Source organism: Pseudoalteromonas aurantia 208 (assembly GCF_014858725.1).
Lineage (GTDB): Bacteria > Pseudomonadota > Gammaproteobacteria > Enterobacterales > Alteromonadaceae > Pseudoalteromonas > Pseudoalteromonas aurantia.
Genome location: NZ_AQGV01000011.1, coordinates 40,764 through 54,582, shown reverse-complemented (window position 1 = coordinate 54,582; position 13,819 = coordinate 40,764). Strand labels below are relative to the sequence as shown.

Sequence of the window (13,819 nt, the reverse complement as noted above, 5' to 3'; positions counted from 1 at the left end):
TAATATCAAACTAAATTACGCCGTTCCACCCACCGTAATTTCATCAATTTTTAAACTTGGCTGGCCAACCCCCACGGGGACACTTTGACCATCTTTACCACACACCCCAACACCTCTATCGAGTTGTAAGTCATTACCAACCATTGAAACTTTGTGCATCACATCGGGTCCGTTACCTATCAAGGTTGCACCTTTAATCGGTCGCGTTATTTTTCCATTCTCAATCAAATACGCTTCAGAGGCAGAAAATACAAATTTACCAGATGTAATATCAACTTGCCCACCGCCAAAATTAGACGCAAAGATTCCCTTTTTAACACTACTAATTATATCTGCTGGCGTATCCTCACCAGGTAACATATACGTGTTGGTCATTCTTGGCATTGGCAAATGTGCATAAGACTCCCTGCGTCCATTGCCCGTTGGCGCAACGCCCATTAAACGTGCATTCAGCTTATCTTGCATGTATCCCTTTAAGATACCCTTTTCAATTAAAACATTATATGCAGCAGGCGTTCCCTCATCGTCCACATTTAAAGATCCTCGACGGTCTGCGAGGGTACCATCATCTACAACAGTACACAGTTCTGAAGCCACCTGTTGACCTACTTTGCCACTAAATGCAGATGCCTCTTTTCGGTTAAAGTCGCCCTCTAAGCCATGCCCAACGGCTTCATGTAATAATACTCCTGGCCAGCCAGCACCCAATACCACTGGCATAGCACCTGCTGGTGCATCTACAGCCTCCAAATTAACACGCGCCATACGCACCGCTTCTTCTGCATACTCTAGCCAACGTGGCTTCCCGTCCACTAACTCTTTAAAATAACCGTAGTCTAATCGAGCTCCACCACCGGCACCACCACGTTCTCGACGACCATTTTTTTCCAGTAATACAGAACAATTAAGTCGAATCAATGGACGAATGTCGGTTGCAAAAGTTCCATCACTCGCTGCTATAAGTACTTCTTCATATACCGCTGAAATTGAACTAACAACTTGCTGGGCATCAGGGGCTATATCTCTAATATGTGCTTCAATTTCACGTAACAGTGCAACTTTATCAGCATCCGCCATCTTAGTGATTGGCTGTACAGCTGCAAATTGCTGCTTTACGGCTATATCGCTAAATACCTGAACTTTTTTAGATTCACCCGATTGTGCAATGCTGCGTGCGGCCATCGCAGCTTTACTTAAAGCATCAAAGTTAATCGCATCTGAATATGAGAAACCCGTTTTCTCTCCTGATAATGCCCTAACTCCCACGCCCCTCTCAATGTTATAGCTACCGTCTTTAACGATGCCATCTTCTAAGACCCAAGTTTCGTTATAACTCGATTGAAAATATAAGTCTGCATAATCCACTTGATGTTGGTGAATGTAATTTAGCGTTTGTTCAAGCTGCTCTCTGGTCAATTGACTATCAGCTAACAAATGTTGTTCAACATTATTCATAAAATTCACTCTTAAATCGATTATGTGCCAATACTGGCATTTTAGTTCTGATTTGCATGAGTTCTACCAAATCAATATCAGATTGGATCACTTTAGGTGCTTTTCCTGCATCGGCAAGTACCGTACCCCATGGTGATAATATTAGGCTATGTCCGAAGGTTTTGCGGCCATTTTCGTGTACCCCTGTTTGCGCAGCAGCAATAACATAACACTGAGTTTCAATTGCACGAGCTTGTAATAATGGTTGCCAATGCGCAACTCCTGTTACCACTGTGAATGCACTTGGGACCAATAAAAGCTGCGCTCCTTGCTCCACCATCATATGGTAAAGACCAGCAAAGCGCACATCATAACATACACTTAAGCCTATTTTTCCAAACGGGCTATCAACCACAACAACATCTCGACCTGCCACTGTGTGTGTTGATTCTCTATACCCTGTCGAACCATCATCAACGTCTACATCAAATAAATGTATTTTATTGTACTGGGCTACAATATTTCCCTTGTCGTTCAGCAATATACTTGCAGCATAATACTGTCCATCTTTATAAGGTAACGCGATTGTGCCAGCTGCAAGCCAAATTCCGTGATGTTGGCAAAGCAATTTAAGTTTTTCAATCCATTGCCAATTAGACTCACTCAATGCCAAAGTATCACTGCTTGTATGACTAAATGCCAGCCAACTTTCAGGCAAACACACCAATGTTGGAGAAGATATTTCGAGTAATTCTAATTGCTTTGATAGATAAGCAAAATTCACTTCGGGATCGACACCCGAGCACATTTGTATTGCCACAACTTGCGGAACCGTTCGCATTTTATACGCCTTTCTCTGAACGATTGATATAAAGCACTTTATCAACCTCTTTGCGTTGCAATACTGCGGCGTCGCTTTGCGATGATTGAGGAGGCGTATTTTGGGCTGCCTGGGGCAATTCCACTTCTCGGCTTTTTCGATTAATCTCAGTAACCACGGGCTCATCCATTGTCCCTGTTACCTTAAATTTAATTTCAGAAATGACCCGTGCCGAATGAATCACTTTATCTAGTGCCAGCGCAGCCAACCCTGTGACAGGGTTTACCATCCAAGCAACTATGACGGGCAAACTTGATGTAACTTGTGGTGCTACGGCGAGATCATAATTAATTTCTTGCGTATTTAAGTTTGCATACCCTTGAATACTCAAATCTGCAGGCACACCATCCATCCTGGTATCTTTGGTATATGCAATCCCTTGTTCTAATTGTACTGTTCCCTGCATTTTATTGTAGAAAAAGCCTTTCGAAAATACATCTCTAAAATCTAATTTTAACTTACGTACCAATGAGTCTAAGCTCAATAAAGAAAAAACCCGAGCACCTTGATCACTTATTTCAGTCAAGTGTCCATCACCGAGCTCCCAGTTTATTTCTCCACCTAAACTAGCAGTATGTAAATCAAACGGTGCTCCCGACCAATGCAGTTGATACCCGATATTCGCTTTTGAATCCTTTATGGTTGACGTTAAGTCAAACTCATCAAATAGCTCACCAATATCTTTACTATTCATGATCCCATCAACACGGGTAATGCCATCGAACCATTGCCCTTGACCTCGTAATACATGATCTCCTTTATCAATAACCAACTCTGGTACAACTAGTTTATTGCCGTCACCAAATAACGAGATTGAAACAGCATCCAGTTGATAATTATCAATTCGGCAATCTGAACAGTTAAAAGCAATAGCTGGTAAACGCGCTAACCAACTCAGGTCTTCGGGAGGGTTAGATAGCAAAATCTCAGTTTGATCTTCTGTTTGTTTATTTTTAGGTAAGTTTAACCTGAGATAATCCGTATCAATAGCAATTGGACGACTTGAACCTCCTGACGGCAACAGTACTTGGGCACGTAATTCTTTTGCATTGAGACGCATTGTCATCCCATCGATACTCGGCTCTAAGCGCATTTCGAAATCATTAAACGAAACTCCCTCCATATCAACTTTACCTATTTCAGCCCTAATTGCACTTAATGGAGGTAATAATGGGGTTTGGCTCGCTGGCTTATCCCTTAAGTCAATCAAACGATCAATGAACGGGATCCAAGGTTTAAGCAATAATTCAGGTTGAGTTATTGATACTCTAAAATCTTGCTGCGCCAGTCCCTTATCATGCGCTCCTGAAATGATATGCGCATTACTCAAGGCACCTGTTTCATTATCCAAAATTGCGTTGAAAAATAAAGAATTATCAATATTTGCAGTAATTAAATTTGATATATCATCGCCTTGAACTATGCCTTTTAATGGCCTAACGCTGTCTATTTCTTTTCGATACGGTAACGGAAAGTTACTCGTCATACCGACTAAATCTGATGAAAACACCGCCGTGTAGTTAAATGATTGCTCATTAAAAACTAAACTAATATCTGTCATTAAATCGGTTTCACCTAATAGATAACCATCGAGTAAACCTTCACTATAGGGTAACAACTTGTCGCTTTGCGCTAACAAGCTGGTCGAGATATCAACTTGGTATTTTGTCTCATTACCATCGCCACTAACACTAAATTCTAACGGCATACCCAGCCAAGTCGCTGTCGCATCTGAAATAGAAATCACATCATCAGAAAACTTTAAAACTGTATTAACGTGTTCAAGTTGCAGCCCAGGTTTTGACAAATAAATTGGCAGATCACGCAACGTGACCTCCCCTGATGCCAGTACATTTAAATCATGTAAATCAATTTTTAGTCCAATATTACCTGTCACCCCCCCTTGTCCTTGGACGATATTCAATACTTCAACTAATGGATCTTTCAATGGTGTTGCAGTAAAAAAAGTCTGTAACGTTTGGGCAGCTGTCGTATGGTTGATATCAACCATAAGTTCATTTGCTTCATCTAAGTTGGCAATACTCACCACAACCGAATTATCAATCTGCTGATTGATTAACTGCCCCGTATGGGCATAAATATCCATTCTCTCATTAGCAAAATGCAATGTAACATCTGCATTTTTTATTGCTGGCCACTGTGGCGCAAATGCAAATTCGGCATTATCAATCTTGGACACCACATCAAATTGACCTTGACCATTACTAAAAGGGAAATCCGTTAACCGCCCAGAAAATAACACTTGAGACTCACGATGAAATCCACCTAAAATAGCATCATTCAAGTACTTTATTAAACTCTGCTTCATCAGCGTCTGAGGAAAGTAATGACCAGCCACTTCAGCACTGCCGCCGAGCACCTCAACATATAAATCCAATTCAGGCTGCTCAGTAAGATTTAAATGCATTTCTCCTGCAATGGTTAAGTCATCATTATCAAACCATAATGAATCACTCAGTACATGCCAATTGTTATTGTCTTTAAAAAACTGCAACTCCAGATTGAGTTGGTTGTAACTCAAAGACTTATCAAATAGACCTGAAGTCTGAAATTGTGCATTTTCAGAAAATATCGAAACGGCGCCTTTATCTTGGTTAACGGTTAACTCAAGTCGTATGTTATCAGCACCGGGAATCCCCCCAACTTGCCGCCAAGCAATATCTCGTCCACCTAGCCATAATGCAAAATTTTGCTCTGTATTTGACTCAAACCTTCCCTCAACCATACCATGAGGCTTATGCCTAGCAATTCGCTCAGTGAAGTCAAAATTAGTGAGAGCACCTAAATCAGATAAAAGCTCTAAGCTGACGTTAGTAAACCAAACTTGTTGTTGCTTAGCGTTAAATTCACCTTGAATTTGAGTCTTCAAGTACGGCTCATCATTATAAAGCAATTGTAATGGCGTGGTATTTAGCTCCCAAGCCAATGCTTGCTTAGAGGGTGCCAACAACACTTGCCCTGACGCTAACTCAATCCGTTCACTTTGCCCGTTATCTAACCATTTGATGTAACTTGGTAGCCAGTTAACATGTACATCGTCAAGCTCACCTTCTTTCATCGAGAGCCATAGTTCACCATTGAGTTCTGTATGGATCCCTACCTTGGCTTTATTTAAATATTGCGTAAGCCAATCAGTTACATCCACTTTTGAAGCACGCAAGTAAACTTGTCCACTTAATTCTCTCAGTCTCTCACCGGTAAAAGACAGCCTTGCTGAGTAATGGCCTTGTGAAAAACCAGGAATACTTACTTCCCCCACACCTTGATGGGCTGTGGGACTATTTTGCCACGTAATATCTTCAAGCAATAATGTGTGCCTACGCCCTAAGTCAGTGACTAAATTCAATTGGCTTTTTTGAATTGAAAAGTGTCCAGTTTCACCTAAGAATAAACTTTCAATTAATGATTGTTGTTCAAACTCACTATCGTCATTTGATTTTAACTTATTGAGCTCTTGTAAGTTCACATCGGCAACAAAGCCATTAAGTACGAAGTAATCTGAACGCAATTGCCAGTTTTTAAGTGACTCGACCACATTCAGTTGCAAACTGGTCTTTGCAATACTTAAAGCAATCGGTGCATTTTGATTATCTTCAAACGTAAGGTTTTCTAGCACCAGTGCAGGGCCAGTACCTTGCCAACTAGCGCTAATAGCACCAATGGCTAAGTCAACACCAAATTGTTTATTAATGAGTGTTTCAATGTCATGTTTATAATCATTTGCGTACGGTAAAGTATATTTTAATAGCGATACCAACACAGCCATAACGACCAGTGCTACAGCAAATATTTGCCACACTTTTCTGAAACAAAAAAAGCAAATCTTTTTAGCTTGCATTTAACCCCGTGCCGCCTTACATCATGACAACATCAAATTGTTCTTGACTGTATAAACTCTCTATTTGAATACTGACTGGTTTTCCAATGAATAGTTCCAATTCAGCCAAGTTATGATACTCATCGTTTGTCAGTGCTTCACTCACAGCGGGTGAAGCATATACCATGAATTTATCTGAATCATATGCTCTATTTACCCGAACAATTTCACGCAAGATCTCATAACAAACCGTTTCAACTGTTTTTAATGATCCTCTACCAGAGCATGCTGGACACACCCCACACAGAATATGCTCTAAACTTTCACGCGTACGTTTACGTGTCATTTCAACTAGGCCAAGTGCTGACAATCCATTTATATTTGCCTTTGCTCTATCTTTTGCGAGTGCCGTTTCCAAAGAATGTAAAACTCGACGTTTATGCTCGTCTGATATCATATCTATAAAGTCGATAATAATAATGCCGCCCAGATTTCTTAACCTAAGCTGACGAGCGATCGCGGAGGTAGCTTCAACATTTGTGTTAAAAATGGTTTCTTCTAAATTCCTATGTCCTACAAAGGCTCCGGTATTCACATCAACCGTCGTCATTGCCTCAGTTTGATCAATGATCAAATAACCACCTGACTTCAAATCAACTTTTCGATGCAAAGCCTTTTGAATCTCACTTTCGACATCAAACAGATCAAAGATTGGCCGCTCACCAGGATAATATTCAAGCACTTGTGCAAGCAGTGGGACAAATTCTTCGGTAAATTCTTTTAGCTCTTGATAAGTCAGCTTAGAATCAACACGAATACGCTCCATGTCTTCACCAACATAATCCCGTAGCGTTCGAAAAGCGAGTGTCAAATCTTCATGTAGAATACTGGCTTTACTAGCTTTTTTTCTTCGACTCACTATTTTTTGCCACAGTTTTTTTAGAAACTGTGCATCATGTTGTAATTCCGCTTCAGTAGCACCTTCTGCCGCGGTGCGAACAATAAAACCACCATTTTCATCATTATAGTGCGAGACAATCTTTTTTAATCGACTGCGTTCTTCTTCTGTTTCTATTCGCTGACTCACGCCTACATGAGTCGCATCTGGCATAAAGACCAAATAACGAGAAGGAATTGTTATATCTGTTGTTAATCTCGCTCCTTTGGTGCCGAGTGGATCTTTCACCACTTGTACCATAATAAATTGGCCTTGCTTAACCAACTCTCGTATATCTTGAACTTTTTTTACTGGCTGATCATCCACCCCTTCTTCAAAAGAAGCACTATTGACGATATCTGAAGCATGTAAAAATGCTGCTTTTTCCAAACCAATATCCACAAATGCAGCTTGCATACCCGGTAAAACGCGGCTTACTTTGCCAAAATAAATATTACCAACAATACCTAAATTGCCTATACGCTCAACTTGAACTTCTTGGAGAACACCATTTTCAATTAGTGCAACACGACTCTCACTCGGCGTAACATTAATCAGTAATTCACTACTCATGTTATCTCCACTACAAATTGTTGGACTAATGCCTCGGTCTCATATAAAGGTAAGCCGACAACGGCAAAATAGCTACCTGATATATTGGTTACAAAACGCCCACCTAGACCTTGAATACCATAACCACCCGCTTTATCTTGAGGCTCATTACTTAACCAATAATCACTCATTTCCAATTCACTTAGTGTTTTAAAGGTTACATCTGTACTCACAACTGAGCTAATCACCCGCTCCTCTGTTGCCAATGCAATAGCGGTCAATACTTGGTGTGTACGGCCAGATAAACGCTGCATTGTCGCCATAAAGTTATCTTTATCAATAGGCTTGCCCAGTGCATCACCATCGATGACAACAACCGTGTCACTACCTAAAACTGGCCGGTCAATATACCCCATAGCGACGCCCGATTGGGCTTTTAGTATTGCCAGTCGTTCGACATATTCTAACGCTGATTCATATGGCAACTGTGTTTCATCTGCATCAACACTAAACTGTTCAAATTCATAGCCCAATTGAGTAAGTAATTGCTTTCGTCTTGCTGAAGCTGACGCTAAATATAAAGGGATCATTAACGAATCCTAAATTGGCGTCGATATTTACGGAGCAGTAAAAAAATCCAGGGCCAACATAACATGCCCGTAAAGGCTGGCCATAAATAGTGTGGACTGAAATAAATATCGAGCAGAAAGTGATTTAGCCAAAACTGCAATAAATGATATAAGGTCAAAAACAACCCGATCAAAACTGCTTGTTGCCAAATTGAGAAATTGCGGATTTTTTGGAAATTACTCACGGTAATATAAATACATACAGAATATGTTAAAGAATTTACGCCCAGTGGTGAACCCATAGCCAAATCTATAACTAAACCCGTTATCCAGGCCCAGCCTATATTGACGCGATGTGGCACCGCAAGAGACCAATACATCAATACTAATAATACCCAATCAGGTCGAAACGGTTCAGCCGAAATTGGTAATGGCATTAATGCCATTACCAAAGCAAAAAAGATACTTAAAGCAACTAAAAAATAACTACGTTTAATCATTACTTAATGTCTCTTGTGCTGACTTTCCTAATACAACCAATAAACGAATTCGATCTAGCTGTGCCACTGGTTCCGCATACACTTGTGCAAACGGCAAACCTTCATCTCTATTGATATTTGTCACCACAGCAACAGGGTACCCTTCAGGAAAAACCCCTCCAAGTCCCGAGGTAACCAATACATCTCCGATACGTACATCTAAACTATGTGGTACATGAGATAATTTGAGGCTATTTATTTTACCAATACCTTCAATCACCGTCCGCACGTCATTACGCAAAATTCGCACTGGGGTTGCATGAGTGATATCTGTCATCAACAGTACTCTAGAGGTCGTTGTACCAACTTGTGCAAGCTGACCCACCACTCCCATCTCATCAATAACAGCTTGGCCTTCCGTAATACCATCAATTGTTCCCCTGTTAACCACCACTTGATGGCTATAAGGGTTTGAATGTACTGAGAGAACCTGAGCGATAAGCCGAGTATTACTCTGACGAGCTGATGCATTCAATAAGGCTCGAAGTTCTTGATTTTCTTTTTTCAGAAATGCCAGCTGTTGAAGTTGCTCGCTTTGTAACAGCTGCTTTTCTTTCAAGAGATTATTTTCTTGCCTGAGTTGATCCCGTGTGTGCAAGCTTTTAGCACCAATATCAAAAATCTCATAGGGAACATTTGCGAAATACAATAACGGACTCACTAAAGTGTGTAAGCTCGTTCTCACGAGTGTGCCACCTTGAGTATAACGATCCCCAAAGATTAATAGCACACTCAGCACAACTGCGACAGACAGTCGCAGTTGTAATGAAATAGTACGCCCAAAGAGTAAATTCATTAGTCGTAGCTAAATACGTCACCACCATGCATATCTATCATTTCTAGTGCTTTACCACCCCCTCTAGCAACACAAGTCAGAGGATCATCAGCAACAACAACAGGTATGCCTGTTTCTTCCATAAGTAGGCGATCGAGATCTTTAAGTAACGCACCACCTCCAGTTAATACCATTCCATGAGCAGAAATATCTGACGCCAGTTCTGGTGGAGATTGTTCAAGCGCAACCATAACTGCGCTCACAATCCCCATTAAAGGTTCTTGCAAAGCCTCTAATATTTCATGAGAATTTAAAGTAAATGAGCGTGGCACTCCTTCAGCAAGATTACGACCCCGAACTTCAAGTTCAATCGGCTCTTCACTTTTAAATGCAGATCCTATTTCATGTTTTATATGTTCAGCAGTCGCTTCACCAATTAAGCTCCCGAAGTTACGACGAACATAGTTGATAATACCTTCATCAAACTTATCGCCACCAATGCGAACTGATGATGAATAAACCACACCATTTAAAGAAATGATAGCAACCTCGGTCGTACCTCCACCAATATCAACAACCATTGATCCTGTTGCTTCTGAGACGGGAAGACCTGCACCAATTGCCGCAGCCATTGGCTCTTCAATTAAATAAACTTCACGTGCCCCAGCCCCCATTGCAGATTCACGAATGGCACGTTTTTCCACTTGTGTTGCTCCGCATGGAACACAAATCAATACTCTCGGACTCGGACGCATAAAGTTATTGTTATGCACCTGTTTAATAAAGTGCTGCAGCATTTTTTCAGTAACATAGAAATCAGCAATGACACCATCTTTCATAGGCCTAATTGCTTTAATATTACCAGGTGTTCTACCTAACATTTGTTTCGCGGCGGTACCTACCGATGCAACACTTTTAGGACCACCAGCACGTTCTTGGCGTATCGCGACAACGGAAGGTTCATTCAATACAATGCCTTCCTCTTTTACATATATCAAAGTATTGGCCGTACCTAAATCAATAGATAGGTCATTAGAAAATAATCCACGTAATTTTTTAAACATGAGGCTGGGTAACCTTACAGAAATACTTTTAAGTCAAGTGGCAAACAATTCTGCCACCCATCGTAATTGTTATTTATCGCTCTCGAACTAATCGAAAACCAATATAATTTGCTCTAAAGTCAGCAGCAAGTGCTAACCGAGTCGACACTCGAGCCAAGCTAGGTGCAAAGTTCCAAGCACCACCTCTGACCGTGACATCATCTTGTGACGCGCGCTTTTGAGTCCATTCCCACACATTCCCAACAGTGTCATACAAACCATAGTTGTTTGGTGAAAACTCACCAACAGGGGCTGCACTCTTATTCGAGTACTCACTACCACACCAACCACAATTTGCTAAATTTTTACCAATTTCATTGCCCCATGGGTATTCTGATGCTGTACTTGCTCTCGCTGCATACTCCCACTCAACTTCATTGGGCAAGCGAAACTGTTGTCCTTTTTCTCCCGATAACCAATTCGCATACGCTTTTGCATCTTCATACGAAACGCATACCACAGGGAAGTTATCTGCTTGCTTAAAGCCTGGGTTATTCCAGTTGTAATCAAGTTCCCATATTGGCTCACCATTTTTATAATAAGCACAACCTTTGCCTTTTTCAGCTTCAGTTTGGTAACCCGTACTGGTGATGAACGACCTAAATTGTGCAACGGTGACTTCCGTATTTTGCATAGCATATGAATTGCTCAGCACCTTCTCAACTACAGGTCTCTCATTTGCCAAACCATTACCAGTCAAATCTCCCATCTTAAAAGTACCTGCTGGAATAATCACAATTCCATTGTTACTTGCAGATGTAACTGTCGACGTGGCTAATTTGATAGGTTTGGTATTTTGCTCACTTTTCGGTGTCGGTGCAGCAATCGACTCAGGCTTTTTTGATAGCCGAGCATTTATCGTTTGCGCTTTGCGAATATTAACTTGCGCTTTATATGGCTGATATCCTAACTTTCTGACTTCAATATCGTGAATGCCCTTAGGGACTTTTACGGTTAACTTTGTTGAACCATAGCTCACACCATTTATAAAAACTTCATCGTCATATACATTTGAGCGTAACGTAACCGAAACTGAGTTAACTTCAGGAGATGGTGTTGATTTCGTATTTGCAACTCGAGGTGTATTGACCTCTATAATAGGCTGTTGTTGAACCTTAGCAACTTCAACTTGCCCAATGTTATCTGTTGAATCTTTAAACGTTAACTGCGTGTCACTAAATGTTGTGGGATAGCTTGCTTGATATCCCATAGACAATGGGGTGCCATATTCAGAACAAAAACGATTATCTAAATTTAACAGGCTACAAAGACGACTATTATTCATGTCTCCACGCATGGTCACACTTAGATTAACACTATAATTCCCCTGTCCACTAAAGGCACTACCTACAACATGGCTATTTACCACTTGAACCTGTGCCCCCGCAATATTGCGTTTTGGTTCAACAATGCGTTGTTCTGTCAAATTAGCAAACACCTGATCAATAAAGCGCTTAGTTGCTTTTTGTAGTCCGAGCTGTTGCCCACGTTGCTCGCACGCTGCCAATGTCTCAGTACGCTTACAATTAATGGTATGTTCTACCTCTAATGTACCTTCACGCGTAAATTCATTTCGCAACCGCTCAACTCGCGCCGTGCTTAACTGGTCTTTCAAGCTTTCGAGTGTATTGACTAATGTGTGCTTAGTAATTCTGATTTGTTCGATATCTTTACGATGTGATGCAATCGCCGCCAACTGCATCGAAATATCATCTTTATTCTGCTTATGTGTTGCCACAGCTTGTTGATAACGAGTTTGCGCGGCTGTGATGTCAATTGAAGGATCATCAATTAAGCGTCTGTACAATTCATTCATTGCATCTAACGCCTGGTTTTTTTCTTTGTCTAACTCAGATGAACGTGTACGCAACAAAGCTAACTGTGACTGTAACCGAGCTTCTTCACTAATATGCTTATCTAATATTTGCGTATAGTTATCTAACTCAGTTTGCTTTACAGCTAACTCTGACTCAACGGCATTAACGGTAGCTGTATCCTGCGCAAAAACACCGGCAGCCATCAAAGTGGCAGTGACAAAAAAAGATAAAGGAGCAATTCGCATATATTCCATTCCCAAAAGCGGCAATTATTTGGTCGTTGTTATTTTTTATAATTAAGGCTTTATGCTATGTACTTACAAGGTAAAACACAAGCTTTGAGCAATTAATATCTCAGTTTACCCCTATTGCCTAGTTCGTTGCCAGTATTCTATTGAGATTTTCATTCTATATAAGAGGTTTGTTACACTTATCACACTTAAAATCAGAGATATGTCTATGCGCCCTCTTCAATTTGATTGGCCTGAGTCACCAATACAGCAGGTAACCTCACCCATCATACAAAAACAGCAGATCACATTAAACATTAAACATTAAACGTGATGACTTGTTACACCCAACAATTAGTGGCAACAAATGGCGCAAACTTAAATACAACCTAAAAGAAATGCAAAAAAACAATAAAAACGCATTTTTAACGTTTTCAGGACCATTCTCTAATCATCTATATGCCGCAGGAATGGCTGCTAGACTATATAATATTCAAGGGAACATTATTGTCCGAGGACCCAATATTGATGAATTAAACCCAACTATCAAAATGGCTCGAGCCTGTAAATTACATTTATATCCAGTAAATAGACTCACGTATCGACAACGTAACGAACCCGCTTATCAAAACGAATTACGTAATACATTCCCGCATTGTCACTTAATCCCAGAAGGTGGGAGTAATCATGCCGCACTTGAGGGGGTCAAAGAACTAGCCGGTAGTCTCAATAATACAGATTATATTGTCTGTGCTACAGGCAGTGGTGGAACTCTTGCCGGACTCATTAGCGGTACTCCTGAAAGCACACAGCTAATCGGGGTCGCTGTTTTAAAAAACGCCGAGTACCTTCGACAAGACATCATTAGGCTAAGTCCCAACGCTGCCATTCAACATAATTGGCAATTATTATGCGATCATCACGATGGCGGCTACGGTAAGTTTTCCAAAACGCTATGGCTCTTTTGTAAAAAGATGAAACACGTATATAACCTTCCATTGGAGCCTATTTACACAGGAAAAGCATTTTACGCACTATGGAACCTCATTGAACAAGGGTATTTCCCTGCTCATAGTCATATCACATTTGTACACACTGGCGGGCTACAAGGTCTAGACGGGCTCAGGTATCGAGATATGATCTAA

At 40.8% G+C, this 13,819-nt stretch carries 10 protein-coding genes; 1 reads left to right on the top strand and 9 read right to left on the bottom strand.

The window, feature by feature from the left end:
* Positions 1 to 15: 15 nt before the first annotated feature.
* From tldD to PAUR_RS02760, 9 genes are all read right to left on the bottom strand, one after another.
* On the bottom strand, positions 16 to 1,455 hold the full coding sequence (gene tldD, locus PAUR_RS02800) for a metalloprotease TldD (RefSeq protein WP_192506306.1): 1,440 nt from the start codon (positions 1,453 to 1,455) through the stop codon (positions 16 to 18).
* Positions 1,448 to 2,275 carry a carbon-nitrogen hydrolase family protein gene (locus tag PAUR_RS02795; protein ID WP_192506305.1) on the bottom strand — a complete coding sequence of 276 codons (828 nt, stop codon included), beginning with the start codon at positions 2,273 to 2,275 and terminating at the stop codon, positions 1,448 to 1,450. Before PAUR_RS02795 ends, tldD begins: the two co-directional genes overlap by 8 nt.
* A 1-nt stretch (position 2,276) precedes the next feature.
* Positions 2,277 to 6,173, bottom strand: coding sequence for a YhdP family protein (locus PAUR_RS02790; protein WP_192506304.1), 3,897 nt, complete (start codon positions 6,171 to 6,173; stop codon positions 2,277 to 2,279).
* Positions 6,174 to 6,189: 16 nt separating this feature from the next.
* Positions 6,190 to 7,662 (bottom strand): ribonuclease G, encoded by a 1,473-nt coding sequence (gene rng, locus PAUR_RS02785; RefSeq protein WP_192506303.1) that lies wholly within the window; start codon positions 7,660 to 7,662, stop codon positions 6,190 to 6,192.
* The gene (locus PAUR_RS02780) at positions 7,659 to 8,231 is read right to left on the bottom strand and encodes a Maf family protein (RefSeq protein WP_192506302.1); all 573 of its coding nucleotides are present in this window, start codon (positions 8,229 to 8,231) and stop codon (positions 7,659 to 7,661) included. Before PAUR_RS02780 ends, rng begins: the two co-directional genes overlap by 4 nt.
* Positions 8,231 to 8,710, bottom strand: a complete 480-nt coding sequence (gene mreD, locus PAUR_RS02775; RefSeq protein ID WP_192506301.1) for a rod shape-determining protein MreD — start codon at positions 8,708 to 8,710, stop codon at positions 8,231 to 8,233. Before mreD ends, PAUR_RS02780 begins: the two co-directional genes overlap by 1 nt.
* Positions 8,703 to 9,545, bottom strand: a complete 843-nt coding sequence (gene mreC / locus PAUR_RS02770; protein ID WP_192506300.1) for a rod shape-determining protein MreC — start codon at positions 9,543 to 9,545, stop codon at positions 8,703 to 8,705. Before mreC ends, mreD begins: the two co-directional genes overlap by 8 nt.
* Complete coding sequence (locus PAUR_RS02765; RefSeq protein WP_192506299.1) at positions 9,545 to 10,588, bottom strand: rod shape-determining protein; 1,044 nt, start codon at positions 10,586 to 10,588, stop codon at positions 9,545 to 9,547. The genes mreC and PAUR_RS02765 overlap by 1 nt, the downstream gene beginning before the upstream one ends.
* A 73-nt stretch (positions 10,589 to 10,661) precedes the next feature.
* On the bottom strand, positions 10,662 to 12,689 hold the full coding sequence (locus PAUR_RS02760; RefSeq protein ID WP_192506298.1) for an SUMF1/EgtB/PvdO family nonheme iron enzyme: 2,028 nt from the start codon (positions 12,687 to 12,689) through the stop codon (positions 10,662 to 10,664).
* 323 nt (positions 12,690 to 13,012) lie between these two features.
* On the opposite strand from PAUR_RS02760, the gene PAUR_RS02755 reads away from it, so the two are divergent.
* Complete coding sequence (locus PAUR_RS02755; RefSeq protein WP_318782592.1) at positions 13,013 to 13,819, top strand: 1-aminocyclopropane-1-carboxylate deaminase/D-cysteine desulfhydrase; 807 nt, start codon at positions 13,013 to 13,015, stop codon at positions 13,817 to 13,819.